The following is a 22326-nucleotide window of genomic DNA, read 5'->3' as shown; positions in this document are numbered from 1 at the left end:
GAAACTAAGGAAATGGTAAAATAAAGAATTGACTCAGGCTTTTTATATTAAAATATTATTTAATATATATTCAATTGTATTAATGATATATATATATATAATTAATTTATAATTTTTTACTTAAGAAAGAACCCCAAGCTGAGTACCTACTTTTATAAATGCGTTTACACATTTTTCGAGATGCTCCATCTCATGAACTGCAGATATTTGAACCCTGATCCGGGCCTTCCCTTGCGGCACTACCGGATAAAAGAAACCAATCACATAAATCCCTTCTTTTAACAAAGCCGCTGCAAAATCTTGAGCCAGGGTGGCCTCATACAGCATCACCGGTACAATGGGATGTTCGCCGGGCACAATATTAAAACCGGCAGCGGTCATCGCATTTCGAAAATATTTGGTATTGGCTTCCAGTTTATCCCGCAATTGGGTTGAAGCACTTAGCAATTCGAGCACTTTTATAGATGCTCCAACAATCGAAGGTGCAAGTGTATTTGAAAACAAATAAGGTCTGGATCGTTGCCTCAGCATATCCACAATTTCTTTCCGGGCTGCAGTAAATCCTCCAGATGCTCCACCTAATGCTTTTCCATAGGTCCCGGTAATGATATCAATGCGACCTAAGACGTTGCGATATTCATGGGTTCCACGGCCGGTCTTTCCCATAAAACCACTGGCGTGGCATTCATCGATCATGACCATGGCCTGATAGTGATCTGCGAGATCACAAATTTTATCTAGTTGTGCGATGGTCCCATCCATTGAAAAAACCCCATCTGTAACGATGAGTTTTCTCCTTGCTGTAGATGCTTCTTTTAATTTTTGTTCGAGGTCATCCATATTGTTGTTCAGATATCTGTAGCGTTGTGCTTTGCATAAACGGATTCCGTCAATTATGGAAGCGTGGTTCAATTCATCAGATATGATGGCATCTTGTTCATTCAATAAAGGTTCAAATACGCCACCATTCGCATCAAATGCAGCTGCATACAAGATGCAATCTTCCGTTCCCAAAAAATCTGCTGTTTGCCTTTCGAGCATTTTGTGCTGATCCTGCGTTCCGCAAATAAATCGTACGGAAGACATGCCGTAGCCATAGTGATCGATAGCTGTTTTAGCTGCTGCTATAACTTGTGGATGTGATGATAATCCCAGATAATTATTGGCACAAAAGTTCAGCACTTTGCCGCCTTCAAGTGTATCGATCAAAGCACCTTTGGGGTGAAGTGATGGTTCTTTCCTTTTTATACAATCCTGCGTCCTGAATCCCTTTTAATTCTGCAGCCAGTTGTTCTTTTACTTGTCCGTACATATCGAAGATTTATGGATGATCAATTGGAAGGTTGTTGTGCTTTCAACATTTGTATCATTTCCGAGGTCATTTTTTCAAGATCGTAATGGGGATTCCAGTTCCAATCTTTTCTCGCTTCGCTATCGTCTATACTTTCATTCCATGACTTGGCAATGGCTTGTCTGAAATCAGGTATATAATTTATGCTAAAGCCGGAGATATGCTTTTGAATTTCTACAGCCAATTCTGCAGGGGTAAAACTCATGCCTGCAAGATTGTAACTGGTACGCACCCGGATGTTTTCTTTTGGTGCATCCATAAGTTCAAGGGTAGCCCTTATACTGTCATCCATATAGATCATTGGCAATCGCGTATCAGCCTCCAAAAAACATGTATAGGTTCCATTTTTGATAGCTTCATGAAAAATTTCAACGGCATAATCCGTAGTGCCACCACCCGGAGGCGATTGCCAGCCTACTACTCCCGGATACCTAAGCGACCTAACATCCAAACTATAGCGTTGGTGAAAATAATTGCACCACAACTCGCCACTGTGCTTACTGATACCGTACACGGTGGTTGGAACAAAAATAGTTTGTTGCGGCGTCATGTGTTTCGGTGTGGTCGGACCATAAATGGCAATCGTGCTTGGATAAAATACTTTCTCCAATTTCATTTCGACCGCTGTATTCAGGACATTCAACAGCCCCTGCATATTGATGTTCCAGGTATTTATCGGATCCTGCTCGCCTCTTGCGGAAAGAATAGCCGCCAAGTGATAGATCTGGGTGACATTATACTTTAGAACAGCCTGCCGAATGCTTTCCTGATCCAAAACATTGATGAGTTCATAAGGTCCGCTGGGATGTGATGGCGCTTTTAAATCAGAGCTGATGACAGCTTCACGACCCCATTTCTGCCGAAGTGCTTCAACCAGGACAGTGCCGATCTGACCGTTTGCTCCCAGTACTAAAACTCTAGTTTGGCCCATTTCTCCGAATTTGATGGCGAAAGATAGGGGATTTTAACAGATGTAAAAAATCATCTCAAATACGCTGATTTTAAAGATCATTTTAAACTAATTCCATCTTCATGAGAACTAAGCTCCAAAACAATACGGGAATATTATCCGTTAAACATCAAATGATATTGTGTTGCGAAATATTTACTTACCTATAATCCTTTTATTTCAGGTCCATTGCCTCATTTCACAAAATGTACTAAATTATTTTAACGCAATAGCCGTCGATAAAAACATTTTACTGGAATGGCAAATGACTCAGGGCCAAACATGTGATGGAATCAGAATACTGCATTCGACGGATTCTATATCGTTTATTGAAATTGGATTTATTGGTGGTATTTGCGGCAGTAAAATCGAGACCGTTACTTATCAATTCACACATAAAGGTCCTCAATTGAACAGTAAACATTATTATCAGCTTGAATTTGGAAATGTGGGACCCAGTGAAACAGTCTCCGTTTTACTACTCGATTTTTCAAATGGCTATATCATTAGTCCGCATCCGGCACAAAACAATTCCCTACTCTACTTTAAACCAACAAATCCGAAATATCAACTTTCGATCTACCAAAACAATGGTCAAATTTTATTGAAATCAGAAACAGATCAAAATTATTTTGAATTGAGTCCGCATCAAATTCCGAATGGAGTTCACATTTTTGAAATCATTGATGCTCGTGGAATCCGGATCACTTCCGGCAAAATAATTATTTTAAATGAGTGATATGGTTTTCATTATTTAAAATAATTATTTTTACTGAATTATCAATCCAAAATTTGAAGTTTATATATTTTGAGATTTTTAAATAAATTTTAAATGCATTTATAAATGCATATTTACATCCCTTTTTATATAATATGTAGTATTCACACATGCAGTTTCGATAAAATTTGCAAGTTCTCTGTTAACTCCCAAATAATGGTTGAAAACCTTTTCTTTTAATGAACTCCTTGATCCCGAACGAATGCCCATAAAATAAGCATAACAGGCAGTTCAATGCCGGTCCCAAAAAAATTGAATACCTTTGTGACCAATTGATGCATTATGAAACAAGGGGTATACGTTGATTCGGAAATCAACAAATTATTAAAAGTGATCATCCACAGTCCGGATGAGGGGATCGACCGCATCAGTCCGAAGCGCGCTACCGAATTGCTTTTCGACGATATTGTACACCTGCCCACCATGCGCAGGGAACATCATATCTTTCGATCCGTATTGGTGAAATTTCTGGGCGAAAAAAACGTGTTAGAAACCCAACAACTCATCAAGGAATCATTAGATGCCGATGAAAAGATCAAAACCGAGGTCATGGATATGATCCGCGATTTTGAAGAATTGCCAAAAGCCTACTTTTCAGAATTGTGCAAAATGGATCACCATACTTTATCAGAAGTATTGATTTCCGGCTATTACAAAAAAGAAGATCAGATCTATTTTGATCCGATCCCCAATTTTATTTTTACGCGGGATATCGCCTTGACCATCAAAGATCATATTGTCATTACCAAAGCATCCAAATCCGTTAGACATCGCGAAAATCTGCTGACGCGGTTTATTTTGCATGCACATCCGGATTTCAGTTATCTCGCGAATGAAAACAAACTGATCAATTTGAATGTGATCGATGATTATCCACCCTCTAAAAAAGGAGAACCCATTAGCATCGAAGGCGGTGACCTCATGTTACTCAACGAAGAATATTTACTCATCGGCAGTAGCGAACGCACCACTGACCACGCACTTCAAACTCTAAAACGCGTATTATTTGAAAAAGACCTGATCAAAAATGTGGTTGAAGTGGATGTTCCCAAGGAACGTTCCTTTATGCATATTGATACGCTGTTCACGCAATTCGATCACCATCGTTTTATCGGATTCAAACCCATTGTAAAAGATGGACTGGGTTCGTATGTAACGGTTTACAGAAAATCAGGCAGCGTTGTAGAGTATCCTTCTGTCATCGACTTTATGCATGATGAGATCAGTCCGAACATCGAGTTCATTTGGAGCGGGAATGGAGAATCGCCTTATCAGGAAAGGGAACAGTGGACCGACGGCTGCAACTTACTCACTTTAAGGCCGGGTGTTGCACTTACCTATGACCGAAATCCGGTAACGGAAACCGCATTTCGCAATGCAGGTTATAAGATCATACATGCCACCGAATTATTAAAAACTGATTTCGATCCAGATCAAATTCATAAAACAATCATCACCTTGCCTTCCAGCGAACTCTCCAGAGCCCGTGGGGGCCCACATTGTATGTCCTGTCCGGTGTTACGAGCCATAAACTAACGAACGTTAATACATTTTTATGGTAAACTTACCTAAAGTCAAATGATATTCAGGCATCAAATTCAGGTAAGGGTCAGGTATAGCGAAACAGATCAGATGGGATATGTATATTATGGAAACTATACCCAATACTTTGAACTGGGTCGTGTAGAAGCCATGCGCGCCATGGGAATAAGGTATGCGGATCTGGAAAACGAACATAAAATCTGGATGCCAGTCGTATCTATGCATGTCAGATATCTCAGGCCTGCCCGTTATGATGAATTATTGAACATCCATACTTGTGTAAAAGAACCTAACAATGATCTCATAAGATTTGACACGGAAATTTACAATGAAGAAGGAAAATTATTGAATGCCGCACATGTCATCCTTTGTTTTTGGGATGCGCAAGCCGGTAAAAAAATTTCCGTACCCGATTTTGTGCTATACAAATTGAAAGCCCATTTTGAAAACCCAACGAAATAAATTTAGCATTCAGCTTTTGAATTTGCCTTGGGTCCAAACTTTAAAACACTGGATGCAGGAACATTCCTTTCCGGGTTTTCGAGGAGTTCCCATTTACAAAGTGTTGCATTTTTTATATCAGGAATCGCAAAGAAACGATCTGAATATGCGTGCAAGTGCCATGACCTATCATTTTTTTCTGGCCCTCTTCCCTTCACTTATTTTCTTATTTACCTTGACGGCTTATTTGCCCAAAAATCTTGATTTTTATTCCGCACTAGAACATGCTTTACAATCCATACTCCCGCCGGGAGCGAAAGATTATGTGATCCACGACATTATTGAAAACATAAGACCCAAAGCTAAAAGTAGTTTTTTATCTATTGGATTTGTGCTAGCCGTTTATTTTGGTTCTGAAGGAATTCTGGCGATGATGCGGGGATTTGATAAAACTTACAAACTGAGTTTCAGAAAGCGTAACTGGATCGAAAAACAATTTACAGCCATCGGGCTCACCTTTGCATTGGGCATTCTCTTGATTGTATCGGTCGTGTCGATTATTGTAGGAGAGAAAGTGCTTATAGGCGTTTTGAATTATATAGAATTATCCGGGTTTACTAAAATAGCCATCAGCAGTTTAAAATTTTTAGTAACCATTTTATTATTTTATTCAGTGATCTCCCTTGTTTATCGTTATGGTCCCTCAATTGAAAAACCCATCAAAGGAATTTCTCCGGGAGCTTTGTTTGCAACGCTATCGGTGATTGTAACATCCATTCTCTTTGGTATGTTTATCAATGCCTTTGGCACTTATCATAAAGTTTACGGAGCCATTAGTGCCCTCATCATTACCCTGGTCTGGCTTCGGTTAAACACTTTATTACTGATCCTCGGTTTCGAATTGAATGCTGCTATTGTGGTCAACAGGGATTTGATGTTGGAAAGTCAAATGAATAAGAGGTTGTTGAAGGAGGAAGATGATTGAATAAAATATTTCTTAAGGATAAATCATTATGGAATCCGATTTTTTGTTTTATTCGATTCAGCATACAGACAATTTTCATAATGTCAGAATCAGAATTTCTCAATTTTGCTTCTTCTTCATTCTGTGAATTCTTTCATTCAGCAAATTCTGCTTCAGACAAGATTTACTTTCAGAATCAGAATTTGCAGAATTTTAGAATTTTCAAAATAAGACTTTTCTAGATCCCGTATTTCATTCTGTGAATTCTTTCATTCTGTAAATTCTGCTTCAGACAAGATTCTTTTGTCCTAGCGAATAATTATTATATTGAAGTTTAATATTCAGGGTAAACCCTGATCTATCTAAGGGTAAACCCTGAATTTTAAAATTCAGGGTTTACCCCCTTGTTTGCTTGCGGTTTCTATACCAACTTTGTTTCTACACATTTAGGAATTCATTCATTTGTAAAATATTTGCCGATGGTAAGAACACGCTTTTACTGATTGACATTCTGCAAATAAATCAAATTAAAAAACAATTTTATTTGAATGCAGAGCCCAAAATTCAACCCATTGTTGAATTTATTATCCATGAGAGTTTTTATTAAGAAATTCCATGAAACACCATGAATAGAGTCACTACAAAAGGAATGGAGAATAATTTGTTCCGAACACTCCATAAATCAAAGTAGGACATTACTTTTAAATTAAACACAATGAATTTTTTTATTAAAATGGTGAGCATTACATTCTTTTTACTCGCAACTTCATACTTAACAAAAGGACAAGATCATGAAATTCCAGGTGTGCTCATTTCAAATGCATACACTGATAATTCTTCTCCCATGGTAGGTTGCGATGAGTTTAATGTTTGTGTATTTTTAATCAATATCACTTATCCATATCTTACATTTGATGACGCCATCATTCAAATGCATCTCGACCTGGATAAATATGAAATAGTTGATGCCGGGCCATTTACTAACACTAACCAAAACAACAATAATGGGGAAACTATTTTGAAACCATCCAAGAAATTATGTCCATAAATGATCCAAATTGGCAAGGCCCCAGCGATGGCACATATAGGTTTTGCATCAAAGTCAGAGCCAAATCATCAACCTTTCCTGGACAGGGATGATTCATGCAAGCTCTGTTTTGGAAAATACCATTTCATTAACCGGTAGTTCCGGAATTGGGATTGCTTTACATGAAGTGTTAGGTCAATTGACAACGGTAAATGACAATACAATCAATATTGGGCCAGGGCTGGTTGGCATTAGTCGGATCAATTGTCGTTATGATGCCATTGCATACAATTCCATATTTTCAAATCAAGCTACCTCTTTGGAAAATATAGGCATCAAATTGGAGGGGGGATCCGATAGTTGGGTGCTATGCAATCAACTCATTTCTGCTCAACAATGCGCCAATAAAGGAATTTCCGTTTATCAAACACCCAATAATATGACCGCTGGTAATTTTGCTAATGGTTGGTTCTTTGATCTGCATTATGTAGGCCCCAGTACGGGTACTTTTTTAAGTTCAAATGAGTTAGAAGATGCCAATCACGGTCTTTGTCTGGGAATTCCCGGTGTACCTATAGGCGGGGCCTTGATTGGGGTTCAGGAACACCTTGGCAATAAATGGCTTGGCAGCTATAATGGAAAGGCTGCGAAACATTATGGAACATCTGCAGATAGAGCTGAATCTTTGTTCATCATAAACTCTCAGGACCAACAACATCCAGAATATACTCCTTCTAATTTTATAGAATTGGTCAATGATGGTTGGTTTGCCGATGATTACAAAGAAGCAATCCAGGTAATTTGCCCCAATGGGCCGGGCAGCGGGAATTTTCCGAAGACTTTTCCTAAAGAAGAGGATTATCTGATCGCCAATAATGGTTTTGACTATGGCGAAGCAGCCGGTAGCAGAATTTGGAGCGCACGCAGGCAACTTTATCGTGAAATCAGTCGTCAGGATGATTTTGATAGTTTGTAATACTCCCCATTTATTGGACCAAAAGTTGAGTTCGTTAAGTTAATAAAATTCATATTAAGCTGCATGATTTTTAATGGAATCATCGTATCGTTTATTGGGAGTTTGTCCGGTAGTTTGCGCATTTTCCGGTGGTAATATGATATGGTTTTGAACTCCTTCAAAAAGTTCAAAACCATTATCGCATGGATTGAGATAAATATAATCGTACTTTAAAGTTTTCCAGAATCTTTCAATCCAGGTATTATCTGTAGCTCTTCCTTTGCCATCCATTGAGATCAATATCTTTTCAGATTCCAAATAATGAGTCCACATCGCACTTGTAAATTGGAGAACCTTGATCCGAGTTTATAATATTGGGTTTACCATTGACAGCAATGGCTTCTTTTAAAGCAGCAACACACCATTGTTTACTCATACTATTACTTATACTCCAGCCCATGATTTTGCGACTATAAACATCAATGAAGGCAATCATGTACATAAATCCTTTAGCCATCGGGATGTACGTAATATCGGTACACCAAACCTGATTGGCATGTGTGATTTCCAGATTTCTGAGTAAATACGGTTTAATAAATTGCTTTAGGCCCTGTTTTGTTAGGTTTTTGCGACGATATATTGTTTGCCATCCCATAACCTTAAACAACCTCCTTATTCGTTTAGGACCTACCGGATATCCTTTTTCCTTTAAAAGATTCACCATTGATTTAACCCCTTCTGTCGGGTGCTGTAACAAATGCTTATCCATGATATTCATCATTTTAACATTTTCAGGCTTTTCCTGAACAGGCTGGTAATAAAGTGTGCTCCTTGGTACGTTCAATAGATCACACTGTTTGCGGAATACTCAGCTTTTGTGGTTTCGTATGCACCATCTCTATTCGTTGTTTCATATCCCCAGTTTCTTGCAACTTTTTTTTAAAAAATCATTCTCTACTTTCAATTGGCCGATTTGTGCATACAATTTCTCCATTTCAGCTGAATCAGTATCATCCTGAGCTGGTTTTGAGTTCTCGAAAATAGATCCCATGTTCTCTAAAAATTCAGTTTTCCACTTGGAAATCATAACGGATTAACATCAAACTGAAGACTAAGATCAGCCATAGTCTTTTTGTTTTTAATGGCTTCTAAAGCCACACTGGCCTTAAAGGCCCCGGTAAATTTGCGTCTTGTTTTTTTCATAGGTCTAGTAAATTTAAGTGTTTTTTTTAACTAAACCTCTGGTCTCAATTTAGGGGAGTATTACAGTTTGCCATTACTCTTTCAAAATTATTATGTATCTCAGTCTGAAACAAGCGTTGGTCAATTTGAGCAAGTGGAGGCCGGCATTGAACAAGCGTTCTCCAGTGTTACACCACTCAATGAAAGCATCACAACATGGACTTTCCTCGCAGATAGTATAAACCAAATGATAGCTTCCCTGTTAGAAGTTTATTTATTGGAAACAGATTCTTCTGATAAACTCAACATTTTATTGCAAATAAATGATTACAAATCGGAATTGGATTCGTTATTGGAGGTAGTGGAAGTCACTTATACCACTATGATTGATAGTTTAGGCATACAATTGGCGTTAGTTGATGATCTGAATGGTGCTATCGTGTCCGATTCTTTGTTCGAGAGAATTCAGCAAGATGTGAACCACATGGCGCTCGCAAAAATGATGACCAGTAATTTTACTTTGAATGCATCGGAAATGGAATTACTTGACAGTTTGGCTGCAGTCTGTTCGCTATTTGGCGGCGAAGGAATTTACAGAGCACGATCGCTCGCTTTGATTTTTGGTTTGGAAAATCATCGCGATGACAGTCTCTGTGTACCATCAATGCTACCTAGAGTCAGAGAACAAAACAGCAATACACAAATCCAGTCTTCTGCCTTATCGGTTTATCCGAATCCAGCTAGTCATATCTTGCATATTTTTGTAGAAGATCCTGATTACAAGGTTGCAGAAATCAGAATTTTGGATATTTTGGGAAATGTTATTAATAAATTTGCTAATACTTCTGTTGATAGGTCAATGGATTTAGAAATAAATCAAATCTATAAAGGGATCTACAGGCTTGAAGTAAAATTTACAAATGGCATGGTAAACAGTAAAATATTTTTAAAATTTTAAACAACATCATTGGGTGTCTGAGATTTCAGACACCCTTTTGTCATCTTATGAAGGTAATTGTTTATTTATTTTGTTTGATTACATCAATTCAATTGATCGCACAAGGAAAGAGGGATTACATTTGGTTGTTAGGTGGCAATAGAACTCCAACTTTGGATACTTCCTTCCAGGGATTTCAAATAGATTTTAATTCAAAACCAAAAAATTATACATAAAAGACAGACCTGACCCCATTATTAGACAAAACAGTGCCAGCATCTGTGATACCGCCGGAAATTTACTGATGTATACCGCGGGTTGTTGGGTTTCTGATCGCAATTTTCAACGTATGCCCAATGGAACAATTAATCAAGGTGAAGGTCATGATTTGTCTTGCTCTAATGGAGACTATAGAATTTCTTTTGGTACTTTAATATTAAACCAAACTAATCAAAAGAATTACATTGTACTTCATAAATTTAAAGAATTTGTCCAGGACTCATTATCTATTATCGCAGTTACAAAACTTCTTTATTCCATTGCGGACACGAGCCTCAACAATGGCTTTGGTGACTTAACTCAAAAAAATCAGCTAGCCATTGATCGCTATCTTTCTGCTTCCGACCTGACGGCAGTCAGACATGCCAATGGCAGAGATTGGTGGGTAGTCTGTCCCGGCAGAGCCAACAACTCCTACTTTACCGTTTTGTTTACCGAAAATGGCCCTTTGCCCTATCGCGAACAAAAAAATCGGAACCGATTTCTACTTTCTCGATGACGGTGGTTCGCAATCTTGTTTTTCTCCCGATGGTAATTTATATGCTAGGATGACACCCAGCAGAGGACTGTTTATCATGGACTTTGACCGCAATACAGGTGTATTCAGCAATTTTCGTCAATTGCTTACCGGCAGTGAAACGACAGATCATACAGTGGGCGTTGCCTTTTCGCCTGATTCCCGCTTTGTATACCTCGTTTATCGATGGGACCTTTATCAGGCAGATACGAGATCTCCTGATATATCTTCCTCATTGGTCCATATTGACCATTGGGATGGCTATGTAGAAGATGGCATTTGGGCGGCTGGATTCGATGCAGCTATGTCCGGCCCGATTGTAAGATCTACATTCGCACCGGTACAAGCAATCGCGTCATGCATGTCATCCATCAACCTAATCAAAAAGGAAAAAACTGTCAGTTTGAACAACACGGACTGTTTCTGCCGGCTCGCAATCATGCAAGCATTCCTAATTTTGTTAATTATCGTCTTGGGCACGAAGCCTTTTGCGATTCGACACTGGTCGTAAACAATTGGCATTCATTTCAGGAAAATTATTCTGATTTGTTGTTATACCCAAATCCTGCAGGCTTGAGCTGTACAATGGAAGATCAAAATCAGGATAATTGTATTCAAAACATTCAAGTGTTCGATTTACAAGGAAAAAAATAGATGAATTCATTCCAATTTCCCAAACCTACAAACATAAGTTTTCTACTCAGCAATTCAAGTCAGGGGTATATGTACTTAAAGTAAAATTATCAAATCAAAAGTATCATTTCGCAAAGTTAATGATCCATTGAGATAAGAAATAATTAAATGAACAGGTAGTAGACAATACAAAATGTAATATCCATAATATTCAACTAACATTTGTTAGTTAATTGGATAAAAGTTATAGGTTTAATCCTGGCATTTTATTCCATTTCTCTTATACTTTTTCTCATTCTGTGAATCCCTTCATTCTGTAGATTCTGCTTCAGACAAGAGTTTTTTGTCAGAATCAGAATTTTAGAATTTTCAAAATAAGACTTTTCTAAATCCCGTATTCCATTCTGTGAATTCTTTCATTCTGTAAATTCTGCTTCAGACAAGATTTACTTTCAGAATCAGAATTTTAGAATTATCAAAATAGGACTTTTCTAAATCCCATTCCTTTTAATTCCAGGATTAAAATTTGGAGGCTTTAGGAGCCGGAATTTAGGGATTTTTAATTTAAAGCGTTTTTTAATGTTTTCTTTTTTTTTGGTAAGGGGTTTTGTTGGGAGTTTTAAGAGGTTGAAGTTTGGAATTTTAAATAAAATTTTAGTTTTCTATCTCGTGGGGTTTGTTTTTAGGTCTGTGCGACAATAGTTTACAAAATTTAATTTAAAATTTTTAACGTATTCCATTCTGTGAATTCTTTCATTCAGTAAATTCTGCTTCAGACAAGATTTTTTGTCCTAGCGAATAATTATTATATTGAAGTTTAATATTCAGGTAACCCTGATCTATCTAAGGGAAACCCTGAATTTTAAAATTCAGGGTTTACCCCTTGTTTGCTTGCGGTTTCTATACCAACTTTGTTTCTACACATTTAGGAATTCATTCATTTGTAAAATATTTGCCTATGGTAAGAACACGCTTTTACTGATTGACATTCTGCAAATAAATCAAATTAAAAACAATTTTATTTGAATGCAGAGCCTAAAATTCAACCCATTGTTGAATTTATTATCCATGAGAGTTTTTATTAAGAAATTCCATGAAACACCATGAATAGAGTCACTACAAAAGGAATGGAGAAAAATTTGTTCCGAACACTCCATAAATCAAAGTAGGACATTACTTTTAAATTAAACACAATGAATTTTTTTATTAAAATGGTGAGCATTACATTCTTTTTACTCGCAACTTCATACTTAACAAAAGGACAAGATCATGAAATTCCAGGTGTGCTCATTTCAAATGCATACACTGATAATTCTTCTCCCATGGTAGGTTGCGATGAGTTTAATGTTTGTGTATTTTTAATCAATATCACTTATCCATATCTTACATTTGATGACGCCATCATTCAAATGCATCTCGACCTGGATAAATATGAAATAGTTGATGCCGGGCCATTTACTAACACTAACCAAAACAACAGTAATGGGGAAACTATTTTTGAAACCATCCAAGAAATTATGTCCATAAATGATCCAAATTGGCAAGGCCCCAGCGATGGCACATATAGGTTTTGCAACAAAGTCAGAGCCAAATCATCAACCTTGCCTAAATCCGGTGTTTATGTGGATATAGATCTAGATGGTTCGCTAAAACTTGAGTATGACTCAGGATTTCTCAATATATTCAATATTATTAATGAAATCGGTACAGATATTAATAGCGTATGTACACTTTCTGTAATAGCTATTAAACAGAACAGTACGTTAGCCGATGGATTACTATTGACTCCTTTATTGGCGTGTGGCGGAACATCCGGCCCATATGAGCCTCAAACATTTGTTTTGCATGGAACTTTAATTGTTGACATCGATTATTGTTTTAGCGGGAGAATTTATATGGATGATGGGGCATCCATTTTAATCAAGCCTTCTGTTGTTTGCAATATTGGTTGGGACCAAACACCGAATATAACCACCCTCATTGATGCCTGCGGTAAAATGTGGAAAGAGATCGTGGTTTCTTCGGAATCCGATTTATTCATTCGAAAAGCAGAAATTAAAAACGGATTGTATGGAACCCGATTAGATGGCGGAAGAGTTTTTACCACTTCAGAAACTAAATATCTGAACAACTATATCGGAATCCATGGTAGAGGTATTGCCGTCGTCAACTCAAGCGAATTTAAATTTGAAGGAAATTTCCGTGCAGATTGCTCTAACTGCAGTGGTCTGCGACAATATGACAGATCCTTTGCCGGAATCAATTTGGAAAGTTCGGGACTCCAAGGGAATGATGTTCATTTCGAAAATTTGTTGAACGGAGTAAGGACATATCATTCCGGTTTTCAATTGATGGATTGTAATTTTCAGGAAATTAAAGATTATGGAACCAATAATTACAACACATTTTCAACAGAAATCTTCATTGGAAAAGGAGTTCATTCTGCCGGCCGACCCAGTTTGGCTAAAATATTAAATTCAAATTTCGATAACTGCAATTGGGGTATTTATACCAAAGGAGTGAATTGCCATGCAGAAGACAATATCATGACGGATGTACTTACTGGAATACAACTGGATTTCAGTCCTGGAAGATTTTTTGAAATTATTGATAATAACATTTCAGCCCAAAACATAGGGATCAACCTTTCCTGGACAGGGATGATTCAGGCAAGCTCTGTTTTGGAAAATACCATTTCATTAACCGGTAGTTCCGGAATTGGGATTGCTTTACATGAAGTGTTAGGTCAATTGACAACGGTAAATGACAATACAATCAATATTGGGCCAGGGCTGGTTGGCATTAGTCGGATCAATTGTCGTTATGATGCCATTGCATACAATTCCATATTTTCAAATCAAGCTACCTCTTTGGAAAATATAGGCATCAAATTGGAGGGGGGATCCGATAGTTGGGTGCTATGCAATCAACTCATTTCGGCTCAACAATGCGCCAATAAAGGAATTTCCGTTTATCAAACACCTAATAATATGACCGCTGGTAATTTTGCTAATGGTTGGTTCTTTGATCTGCATTATGTAGGCCCCAGTACGGGTACTTTTTTAAGTTCAAATGAGTTAGAAGATGCCAATCACGGTCTTTGTCTGGGAATTCCCGGTGTACCTATTGGAGGAGCTCTGATTGGGATTCAAGAGCATCTTGCAATAAATGGCTGGGCAGCTATAATGGCAAAGCTGCGAAACATTATGGAACATCTGCAGATAGAGCTGAATCTTTGTTCATCATAAACTCTCAGGACCAACAACATCCTGAATATACTCCTTCCAATTTTTCAGAACTGGTCAACGATGGTTGGTTTGAACATCAAACAGAATCAGCCATCCCAATTATTTGCCCCAATGGGCCGGGCAGCGGAGATTTTCCGAAGACTTTTCCTAAAGAAGAGGATTATCTGATAGCCAATAATGGTTTTGACTATGGCGACGCAGCCGGTAGCAGAATTTGGAGCGCACGCAGGCAACTTTATCGTGAAATCAGTCGTCAGGATAATTTTGATAGTCTGCCATTACTCTTTCAAAATTATTATGTATCTCAGTCTGAAACAAGCGTTGGTCAATTTGAGCAAGTGGAGGCCGGCATTGAACAAGCGTTCTCCAGTGTTACACCACTCAATGAAAGCATTACAACATGGACTTTCCTAGCAGATAGTATAAACCAAATGATAGCTTCCCTGTTAGAAGTTTATTTATTGGAAACAGATTCTTCTGTTAAACTCAACATTTTATTGCAAATCAATGATTACAAAACGGAATTGGATTCGTTATTGGAGGTAGTGGAAGTCACTTATACCACTATGATTGATAGTTTAGGCATACGATTGGCGTTAGTTGATGATCTGAATGGTGCTATCGTGTCCGATTCTTTGTTCGAGAGAATTCAGCAAGATGTGAACCACATGGCGCTCGCAAAAATGATGACCAGTAATTTTACTTTGAATGCATCGGAAATGGAATTACTTGACAGTTTGGCTGCTGTCTGTTCGCTATTTGGCGGCGAAGGAATTTACAGAGCACGATCGCTCGCTTTGATTTTTGGTTTGGAAAATCATCGCGATGACAGTCTCTGTGTACCATCAATGCTACCTAGAGTCAGAGAACAAAACAGCAATACACAAATCCAGTCTTCTGCCTTATCGGTTTATCCGAATCCAGCTAGTCATATCTTGCATATTTTTGTAGCAGATCCTGATTACAAGGTTGCAGAAATCAGAATTTTGGATATTTTGGGAAATGTTATTAATAAATTTGCTAATACTTCTGTTGATAGGTCAGTGGATTTAGAAATAAATCAAATCTATAAAGGGATCTACAGGCTTGAAGTAAAATTTACAAATGGCATGGTAAACAGTAAAATATTTTTAAAATTTTAAACAACATCATTGGGTGTCTGAGATTTCAGACACCCTTTTGTCATCTTATGAAGGTAATTGTTTATTTATTTTGTTTGATTACATCAATTCAATTGATCGCACAAGGAAAGAGGGATTATATTTGGCACCTTGGTGGCACAAATTCCACAAGTGCCGATTCTACCTATTGGAGATACAATATTGATTTCAATCAAATACCGAAAGAGATTTATATCACGCATAAAGATTTTAGAATTCATCAAAACAATGCCAGCATCTGTGATACTGCCGGAAATTTACTGATGTATACCGCGGGTTGTTGGGTTTCTGATCGCAATTTTCAACGTATGCCCAATGGGACAATTAATCAAGGTGAAGGTCATGATTTGTCTTGCTCTAATGGAGACTATAGAATTTCTTTTGGTACTTTAATATTAAACCAAACTAATCAAAAGAATTACATTGTACTACATAAATTTAAAGAATTCGTCCAGGACTCATTATCTATTATCGCAGTTACAAAACTTCTTTATTCCATTGCGGACATGAGCCTCAACAATGGCTTTGGTGACTTAACTCAAAAAAATCAGCTAGCCATTGATCGCTATCTTTCTGCTTCCGACCTGACGGCAGTCAGACATGCCAATGGCAGAGATTGGTGGGTAGTCTGTCCCGGCAGAGCCAACAACTCCTACTTTACCGTTTTGTTTACCGAAAATGGCCCTTTGCCCTATCGCGAACAAAAAATCGGAACCGATTTCTACTTTCTCGATGACGGTGGTTCGCAATCTTGTTTTTCTCCCGATGGCAATTTATATGCTAGGATGACTCCCAGCAGAGGACTGTTTCTCTTGGACTTTGACCGCAATACAGGTGTATTCAGCAATTTTCGTCAATTGATTACCGGCAGTGAAACGACAGATCATACAGTGGGCGTTGCCTTTTCGCCTGATTCCCGCTTTGTATACCTCGTTTATAGATGGGACCTTTACCAGGCTGATACGAGATCTCCTGATTTATCTTCCTCATTGGTCCATATTGACCATTGGGATGGCTATGTAGAAGATGGCATTTGGGTGGCAGGATTCGATGCAGCTATGTCCGGGCCCGATTGTAAGATCTACATTCGCACCGGTACAAGCAATCGCGTCATGCATGTCATCCATCAACCTAATCAAAAAGGAAAAAACTGTCAGTTTGAACAACACGGACTGTTTTTGCCGGCTCGCAATCATGCCAGCATTCCTAATTTTGTCAATTATCGTCTTGGGCACGAAGCCTTTTGCGATTCGACACTGGTCGTAAACAATTGGCATTCATTTCAGGAAAATTATTCTGATTTGTTGTTATACCCAAATCCTGCAGGCTTGAGCTGTACAATGGAAGATCAAAATCAGGATAATTGTATTCAAAACATTCAAGTGTTCGATTTACAAGGAAAAAAAATAGATGAATTCATTCCAATTTCCCAAACCTACAAACATAAGTTTTCTACTCAGCAATTCAAGTCAGGGGTATATGTACTTAAAGTAAAATTATCAAATCAAAAGTATCATTTCGCAAAGTTAATGATCCATTGAGATAAGAAATAATTAAATGAACAGGTAGTAGACAATACAAAATGTAATATCCATAATATTCAACTAACATTTGTTAGTTAATTGGATAAAAGTTATAGGTTTAATCCTGGCATTTTATTCCATTTCTCTTATACTTTTTCTCATTCGGTGAATTCTTTCATACAGCAAATTCTGCATCAGACAAGAGTTTTTTGTCAGAATCAGAATTTTCAGGATTTTAGAATTTTCAAAATGCGCCTTTTCTCAATTCAGTAATTCATTCTGTGAATTCTTTCATTCAGCAAATTCTGCATCAGACAAAGTTAGATGCCGGTTGAATCTATAAAGAATTTTTAGAAATGCTATTTCATTATTCCCCTGCCCTGATCGCCTGCTCTAAAAATACATTCACCGCTAGTGAATCCTTATAACAAGCAATGATTTCTTTGACCAGTTTTGGAGAAAAAAGCATCGTCTTATCTAAATTACAGTTAAAATAAAAATTCTTATTGTAGATAAGATTTTCCTGGGCCGCTGCTGCTTTCAGGTCGACGGGAAGTACTTTGTTCTGATCTCCCAAAATTTTTCCGAATCGATTCACAAACTTTTTGTCGGCTTTAACTTTTTGAAATTCTTTCAGATGATCTGCAATATAATATCGTATAGATGCCAATTGCTTCCGGTTGGGTTCATAGATCCCGGAGTACACTTTAATGCCTTCATGGTTAAATTCAATATAGACCCCAGTTGCAGTAAAATCTTTCCGGGCTCCCGGTGAAACAATGGCACTGATGTGTTCTTTATACGGGGTCTTATCTTTTGAAAAGCGAATATCCTTGTAAATTCTGAATACTGCATCTTTGGAATTGATCTGGATTTTAGGATTGATTTCTTTCATGGCATCAATGACATCCGTAACCAGTTCATGAAATGGTTTTTCAACTTTATTTTTAAAGAGTTCCTTATGGCTATTAAACCACTCACGCTTATTGTTTTTGACCAAACCTTTGAAGAATTTTTGAAAATCCTCGTCAAAATATACTGGCATACTTTAAATTTTGCTTAAAAGTAAAGGAAGCCGTCTAATTTTGCAAACGACTTATGATCTACGCATTTAAAGATTTTATCCCGGTCATCCACCCAACAGCCTTTGTGCACCCTCAGGCATCCATCACAGGCTGTGTCGTCATTGGCAAGGACGTTTATGTGGGTCCGTTTGCAGCCATTAGGGGCGATTTTGGAGCCATTTACATCGAAGACGGCTGTAACATCCAAGAAAACTGTACCATTCACATGTTTCCTGGTGTAGAAGTGCGACTCAAAGAAAATGCCCATATAGGCCACGGCGCCATCATACATGGGAGCACTATTGGCGTCAATTGCCTCATTGGCATGAATTCCGTCATCATGGATGAAGTAGAAATCGGCGATAACAGCATTGTAGGTGCCATGAGTTTTATTAAAGAGAATACTAAAATTCCACCCCGAAGTCTGGTCGTCGGTAATCCTGCACGAATTGTGAGAGAACTGAATGATGAAATGATCGATTGGAAAAGCAAAGGCACCGAATTATACCAACAATTAGCAAGAGATGCGCATTTGCATTTGAGAATTTGTGAACCTTTTCAACAAATGCCTGAAAATTATAAAACGCCTACCGGAGATTATAAATCCTGGAAAAAAAATTGATTCAAAAAAATGACTACAGATGGATGCTTTTGTCAATCATAAAATAGAAAACGGACTGGCCACCATTCAATTTTATCATCCGGCCCATAATTCCTTACCCGGTTTTTTATTGAAAAAATTGGCGACCACTATTGATGAACTCGGTCAGGATGATCGAGCAAAAATAATCCTGCTAACCGCCGATGGTGAGAAAACATTTTGTGCCGGTGCAAGTTTTGACGAACTGTCTTCGATTCAGGATTTGGAAACCGGAAAGAATTTTTTTAGTGGATTTGCGAATGTGATCTTAGCCATCCGGAATTGTCCGAAAATCATTTTATGCCGCATTCATGGCAAAGCCATCGGAGGCGGCGTTGGATTAGCAGCTGCTGCTGATTATGCCTTCGCCACAAAATATGCAAGTATCCGCTTAAGCGAACTCGCTGTGGGCATTGGACCTTTTGTTATCGGTCCTGCTGTCGAACGCAAAATGGGAACCTCCGCTTTTCAAATGATGGCCCTAAATCCCGACGAGTGGCAAACGGCCGAATGGGCTAAACAAAAAGGTCTGTACAATGAAGTTTTTGAATCCGGCCAGCAACTCGATGACTATATCCTTCACTTTTCCAATAAACTTTTAAGTTACAATCCGCAGGCTTTGTATAAACTTAAAACCGTATTCTGGGAAGGAACAGAAAACTGGGATCAACTGCTTTTTGAAAGAGCTGCCATCAGTGGGGAGTTGGTCTTGTCGGAATATTGTAAGAAAGCGATTGAGGAATTTAAAATGAAGGCTAAAGGCTGAAGCTTAAAGGAAGAAGTCCGTGAGTCTGAAAGTCTGCTAGTCTGTGAGGAGGATGGAAGGCGTGAAGGAAAAAGTCTGATCGTCTGTGAGTCTGATAGTCTGATAGTCTGTGTGGAGGATTTAATACTTGGAGGCTACAACAGTTGCTAACATATGTTAGTTTATAAAAAATATAATTTTTTAAGTGCTGAGCGTAGTCTTCATCCCGCTTTCTATGAATTTCTTGAAACCAATTGTGTGTTTCAAAGCGGGATCCGCTTGAGTGAAAGGGAAACTCTGTTTTCCAAACGGATGTTGAATTGAAATAGACTTTTAAAAGATCATTAAATACCTAATATCAAACTCTCTCAGCTTCTTATTTGTCTGAATCAGAATCAAAGAATTATCAGACTTGATAGATATTCATAAAAGTATTTGCATGCCCACCAGCTATTGGCTTTTGGCTTTATTCATAAGTCTCAAAAAAGGTAACTGACTCCGCCCTGCACACCCCAAGTTCTTTTGGTGATGTGAGGAAGGTTGCTATTGCTTTTTTGCATGATTCCGGCCACGCTCCATTGCAATCCCGCAAAATTTCTTTGGATTCCTGCTCCAAATCCGAAATTATTGATAAGCGTAGAACTGTTGGAAGCTTGATCAAGCCCACTTTCAGTAAGATATTGATTGGTAAAGTGGTTTAAATAATCAAAATCGAGAACCGTTTTACTTTGTATAGTGAGTTGCACACCGCCGAATACAAAAGCAGCCATTTTCGAACTGAAAGGAATGGTGTATTTCAATTCTAGTGGACAAACGACTTCGGAAGTTTTGATGCGAATGTTACTAAATTCTTCAGTAGTACTATGCCTTGGCTTGGCGATTTCCGTAAATGCAACCTGATTATCTTCTTTAAAATCGATTTCATTCTGATATTCCTTTTCGAAAAAATTCTGATACAAGATACCTGAACGGAAAGACACATTGCTATTGGTCTTGCGTTCGATCATACCACCAAAACTTGTATGTTCTTGTGCAATTGTTAGGCTTAAACCCGTTGCCCACTTGCTGATTCCGCGAGATTTTTGAAGTTTGAGTTCAACTTGATTTTTTTCATCAGGATAATTGGAGTGTAAGCTTGAAAAAGGAATTAAACTGATTTTTGAAGTGAGCTCTACAGTTGAAGTTATCATTGTGTTTTCTGAAATATTTGCATTGAACTGATTTGGTGCTGCAAGCTCGCTTGAGGCATTCGGTGTTGCTCCGAAAGACATGTTTTCACTTTCAGAATCAGTTTGAACATTATAAATATCAGCCGCAGGATTTATGACCGCTTGAGATTCATATTTATTTGGAATCGTCTTATGGTTTTGTAAAATCTTTGAATCGGCAGCATTAGAGATGTCTGAAGCATTTTTGTTTTGTTTAAGTTCACTCTGTTGCGATTGAACCTGAGTTTCAGATACTTTATCGACAGACCCACTATTTGCTATAATGATCTGCTGATGAGGATCATTGTCAAGTCGGCTGGCATCTGAACTACGGAAATAAGTAAATGCAACGCCACCTATTGTAACCAACAGTAATAACAATAAAAGATAACGCTTCCAGGCCGTATGTTCTTTTGCCTGAAACTTTTGTTGAAAGCGTAGCCAATCCCTCTCCTGAAAATCGGGCTCTATATGGCTTAATTTTTGCCTTAATTTCGAATCAAAATCTTCTACTCTCATAAATTGGATGGTAAGGTATAATTCATTAAATGAGGTGATAATTCATTTTTATACATCGTCAGCAACAATTCCTGCATTTTCATCCTTGCTTTTGATAAATTTGACTTGGAAGTGCCTTCGGTGATATTCAGCATTTCTGCTATTTCTTTGTGGTTATAGCCATCTATGACATACATCATAAAAACGGTTCGATACCCCGGACTCAATTTATGCACCGCCTTCATAATATCGTCTGTCGATAAATCTGCCAGCGTTTGTTCGGCGATGGTCAGATGCGGGTGATCATCGATTGAATTCGACATGATGTTTCTTAGCGATTGTCTATAATAATCGATGGCCGTATTGACCACAATCGTCCGCAACCAGGCCTTAAATGGTCTTTCAGCATTGTATTTATCCAGGTTTCTGAACATTTTCAGAAAGGCATCATCCATAACTTCCTCACAATCTTCTAATTTGGATGTATATCGCAGGCAAATGCCCTTTACAAAAGCATGAAAACACTCATACATCCTGCGCTGAGCCAGGGGCTGCTGATCGATACATGCTTTTATAAGCTTCTCCAGTTCCGGAACGTCTATATGTTGATCAAATCCCGCCAATATGGTTTAATATGGATTAGCTTTAATATGAACCTACGAATTTAGGCAGAAAATGGTTGCCT

At 38.0% G+C, this 22326-nt stretch carries 23 protein-coding genes and 1 pseudogene; 15 read left to right on the top strand and 9 right to left on the bottom strand.

Features of this window, described 5'->3' with window-relative positions:
• Positions 1 to 120: 120 nt before the first annotated feature.
• Both kbl and IPM92_03730 read right to left on the bottom strand, forming a co-directional pair.
• A pseudogene (kbl, locus tag IPM92_03735) lies at positions 121 to 1312 on the bottom strand (glycine C-acetyltransferase).
• Positions 1313 to 1331: 19 nt separating this feature from the next.
• Positions 1332 to 2282, bottom strand: a complete 951-nt coding sequence (locus IPM92_03730) for an NAD-dependent epimerase/dehydratase family protein (protein ID MBK9107499.1) — start codon at positions 2280 to 2282, stop codon at positions 1332 to 1334.
• Between the two features lie 163 nt (positions 2283 to 2445).
• Here IPM92_03730 and IPM92_03725 point away from each other — a divergent pair, with 163 nt between their 5' ends.
• The 6 genes from IPM92_03725 to IPM92_03700 all read left to right on the top strand — a co-directional run bounded on the left by IPM92_03725 (position 2446) and on the right by IPM92_03700 (position 8028).
• A complete protein-coding gene (locus IPM92_03725) occupies positions 2446 to 3039 on the top strand; it encodes a T9SS type A sorting domain-containing protein (GenBank protein ID MBK9107498.1) in 594 nt (197 codons plus the stop codon).
• 321 nt (positions 3040 to 3360) lie between these two features.
• A complete protein-coding gene (locus IPM92_03720) occupies positions 3361 to 4614 on the top strand; it encodes an arginine deiminase (protein ID MBK9107497.1) in 1254 nt (417 codons plus the stop codon).
• A 45-nt stretch (positions 4615 to 4659) separates the two neighbouring features.
• Positions 4660 to 5082 (top strand): acyl-CoA thioesterase, encoded by a 423-nt coding sequence (locus tag IPM92_03715; GenBank protein ID MBK9107496.1) that lies wholly within the window; start codon positions 4660 to 4662, stop codon positions 5080 to 5082.
• Positions 5063 to 6046 (top strand): YihY/virulence factor BrkB family protein, encoded by a 984-nt coding sequence (locus tag IPM92_03710; protein ID MBK9107495.1) that lies wholly within the window; start codon positions 5063 to 5065, stop codon positions 6044 to 6046. Before IPM92_03715 ends, IPM92_03710 begins: the two co-directional genes overlap by 20 nt.
• 694 nt (positions 6047 to 6740) lie before the next feature.
• A complete protein-coding gene (locus IPM92_03705; GenBank protein ID MBK9107494.1) occupies positions 6741 to 7073 on the top strand; it encodes a hypothetical protein in 333 nt (110 codons plus the stop codon).
• Positions 7074 to 7116: 43 nt separating this feature from the next.
• Positions 7117 to 8028, top strand: coding sequence for a hypothetical protein (locus tag IPM92_03700; GenBank protein ID MBK9107493.1), 912 nt, complete (start codon positions 7117 to 7119; stop codon positions 8026 to 8028).
• Positions 8029 to 8082: 54 nt separating this feature from the next.
• Here IPM92_03700 and IPM92_03695 read toward each other — a convergent pair whose 3' ends face one another.
• The 4 genes from IPM92_03695 to IPM92_03680 all read right to left on the bottom strand — a co-directional run bounded on the left by IPM92_03695 (position 8083) and on the right by IPM92_03680 (position 9210).
• Positions 8083 to 8340 (bottom strand): hypothetical protein, encoded by a 258-nt coding sequence (locus IPM92_03695; protein MBK9107492.1) that lies wholly within the window; start codon positions 8338 to 8340, stop codon positions 8083 to 8085.
• The gene (locus IPM92_03690; GenBank protein MBK9107491.1) at positions 8315 to 8776 is read right to left on the bottom strand and encodes a DDE-type integrase/transposase/recombinase; all 462 of its coding nucleotides are present in this window, start codon (positions 8774 to 8776) and stop codon (positions 8315 to 8317) included. The genes IPM92_03695 and IPM92_03690 overlap by 26 nt, the downstream gene beginning before the upstream one ends.
• 141 nt (positions 8777 to 8917) lie before the next feature.
• Positions 8918 to 9058, bottom strand: a complete 141-nt coding sequence (locus tag IPM92_03685; protein MBK9107490.1) for a hypothetical protein — start codon at positions 9056 to 9058, stop codon at positions 8918 to 8920.
• Positions 9059 to 9090: 32 nt separating this feature from the next.
• Positions 9091 to 9210 (bottom strand): transposase, encoded by a 120-nt coding sequence (locus IPM92_03680; GenBank protein MBK9107489.1) that lies wholly within the window; start codon positions 9208 to 9210, stop codon positions 9091 to 9093.
• A 67-nt stretch (positions 9211 to 9277) separates the two neighbouring features.
• Between IPM92_03680 and IPM92_03675 the strand changes: the two genes are divergently transcribed.
• The 7 genes from IPM92_03675 to IPM92_03645 all read left to right on the top strand — a co-directional run bounded on the left by IPM92_03675 (position 9278) and on the right by IPM92_03645 (position 17504).
• Positions 9278 to 10147, top strand: a complete 870-nt coding sequence (locus IPM92_03675; protein ID MBK9107488.1) for a T9SS type A sorting domain-containing protein — start codon at positions 9278 to 9280, stop codon at positions 10145 to 10147.
• Between the two features lie 74 nt (positions 10148 to 10221).
• Positions 10222 to 10362 carry a hypothetical protein gene (locus tag IPM92_03670; protein ID MBK9107487.1) on the top strand — a complete coding sequence of 47 codons (141 nt, stop codon included), beginning with the start codon at positions 10222 to 10224 and terminating at the stop codon, positions 10360 to 10362.
• 68 nt (positions 10363 to 10430) lie between these two features.
• Positions 10431 to 10904 (top strand): hypothetical protein, encoded by a 474-nt coding sequence (locus IPM92_03665; protein MBK9107486.1) that lies wholly within the window; start codon positions 10431 to 10433, stop codon positions 10902 to 10904.
• Between the two features lie 49 nt (positions 10905 to 10953).
• Positions 10954 to 11433 (top strand): hypothetical protein, encoded by a 480-nt coding sequence (locus IPM92_03660; GenBank protein ID MBK9107485.1) that lies wholly within the window; start codon positions 10954 to 10956, stop codon positions 11431 to 11433.
• 1315 nt (positions 11434 to 12748) lie between these two features.
• Complete coding sequence (locus IPM92_03655; protein MBK9107484.1) at positions 12749 to 14803, top strand: hypothetical protein; 2055 nt, start codon at positions 12749 to 12751, stop codon at positions 14801 to 14803.
• Positions 14791 to 15945 carry a T9SS type A sorting domain-containing protein gene (locus tag IPM92_03650; protein MBK9107483.1) on the top strand — a complete coding sequence of 385 codons (1155 nt, stop codon included), beginning with the start codon at positions 14791 to 14793 and terminating at the stop codon, positions 15943 to 15945. Before IPM92_03655 ends, IPM92_03650 begins: the two co-directional genes overlap by 13 nt.
• A 74-nt stretch (positions 15946 to 16019) precedes the next feature.
• Positions 16020 to 17504, top strand: coding sequence for a T9SS type A sorting domain-containing protein (locus IPM92_03645; protein ID MBK9107482.1), 1485 nt, complete (start codon positions 16020 to 16022; stop codon positions 17502 to 17504).
• A 349-nt stretch (positions 17505 to 17853) separates the two neighbouring features.
• Here IPM92_03645 and IPM92_03640 read toward each other — a convergent pair whose 3' ends face one another.
• Complete coding sequence (locus IPM92_03640; GenBank protein MBK9107481.1) at positions 17854 to 18531, bottom strand: DUF2461 domain-containing protein; 678 nt, start codon at positions 18529 to 18531, stop codon at positions 17854 to 17856.
• 53 nt (positions 18532 to 18584) lie between these two features.
• Here IPM92_03640 and IPM92_03635 point away from each other — a divergent pair, with 53 nt between their 5' ends.
• Together IPM92_03635 and IPM92_03630 are read left to right on the top strand one after the other, a co-directional pair.
• Complete coding sequence (locus IPM92_03635) at positions 18585 to 19172, top strand: transferase hexapeptide repeat family protein (GenBank protein ID MBK9107480.1); 588 nt, start codon at positions 18585 to 18587, stop codon at positions 19170 to 19172.
• A gap of 19 nt (positions 19173 to 19191) precedes the next feature.
• Positions 19192 to 19956: an enoyl-CoA hydratase/isomerase family protein gene (locus IPM92_03630; GenBank protein ID MBK9107479.1), complete on the top strand. Its 765-nt coding sequence runs from the start codon at positions 19192 to 19194 to the stop codon at positions 19954 to 19956.
• A gap of 458 nt (positions 19957 to 20414) precedes the next feature.
• Here IPM92_03630 and IPM92_03625 read toward each other — a convergent pair whose 3' ends face one another.
• Positions 20415 to 21662, bottom strand: coding sequence for a hypothetical protein (locus IPM92_03625; protein MBK9107478.1), 1248 nt, complete (start codon positions 21660 to 21662; stop codon positions 20415 to 20417).
• A complete protein-coding gene (locus IPM92_03620; protein MBK9107477.1) occupies positions 21659 to 22264 on the bottom strand; it encodes an RNA polymerase sigma factor in 606 nt (201 codons plus the stop codon). The genes IPM92_03625 and IPM92_03620 overlap by 4 nt, the downstream gene beginning before the upstream one ends.
• Between the last annotated feature and the right edge of the window lie 62 nt (positions 22265 to 22326).

This window comes from Saprospiraceae bacterium, assembly GCA_016719615.1.
Lineage (GTDB): Bacteria > Bacteroidota > Bacteroidia > Chitinophagales > Saprospiraceae > Vicinibacter.
Note: the sequence above shows the minus strand (reverse complement) of the source record. Positions and strands in the feature narration are given on the sequence as shown.

Excerpts from the sequence above, each read along its gene's own strand:
- IPM92_03695 (MBK9107492.1), bottom strand. The coding sequence starts at position 8,340 with ATGTGGACTCATTATTTGGAATCTGAAAAGATATTGATCTCAATGGAT.
- IPM92_03680 (MBK9107489.1), bottom strand. The coding sequence starts at position 9,210 with ATGAAAAAAACAAGACGCAAATTTACCGGGGCCTTTAAGGCCAGTGTG.
- IPM92_03635 (MBK9107480.1), top strand. The coding sequence starts at position 18,585 with ATGATCTACGCATTTAAAGATTTTATCCCGGTCATCCACCCAACAGCC.
- IPM92_03665 (MBK9107486.1), top strand. The coding sequence starts at position 10,431 with ATGTATACCGCGGGTTGTTGGGTTTCTGATCGCAATTTTCAACGTATG.
- IPM92_03730 (MBK9107499.1), bottom strand. The coding sequence starts at position 2,282 with ATGGGCCAAACTAGAGTTTTAGTACTGGGAGCAAACGGTCAGATCGGC.
- IPM92_03640 (MBK9107481.1), bottom strand. The coding sequence starts at position 18,531 with ATGCCAGTATATTTTGACGAGGATTTTCAAAAATTCTTCAAAGGTTTG.
- IPM92_03705 (MBK9107494.1), top strand. The coding sequence starts at position 6,741 with ATGAATTTTTTTATTAAAATGGTGAGCATTACATTCTTTTTACTCGCA.
- IPM92_03720 (MBK9107497.1), top strand. The coding sequence starts at position 3,361 with ATGAAACAAGGGGTATACGTTGATTCGGAAATCAACAAATTATTAAAA.
- IPM92_03660 (MBK9107485.1), top strand. The coding sequence starts at position 10,954 with ATGACACCCAGCAGAGGACTGTTTATCATGGACTTTGACCGCAATACA.
- IPM92_03655 (MBK9107484.1), top strand. The coding sequence starts at position 12,749 with ATGAATTTTTTTATTAAAATGGTGAGCATTACATTCTTTTTACTCGCA.
- IPM92_03690 (MBK9107491.1), bottom strand. The coding sequence starts at position 8,776 with ATGGATAAGCATTTGTTACAGCACCCGACAGAAGGGGTTAAATCAATG.
- IPM92_03685 (MBK9107490.1), bottom strand. The coding sequence starts at position 9,058 with ATGGGATCTATTTTCGAGAACTCAAAACCAGCTCAGGATGATACTGAT.
- IPM92_03630 (MBK9107479.1), top strand. The coding sequence starts at position 19,192 with ATGGATGCTTTTGTCAATCATAAAATAGAAAACGGACTGGCCACCATT.
- IPM92_03625 (MBK9107478.1), bottom strand. The coding sequence starts at position 21,662 with ATGAGAGTAGAAGATTTTGATTCGAAATTAAGGCAAAAATTAAGCCAT.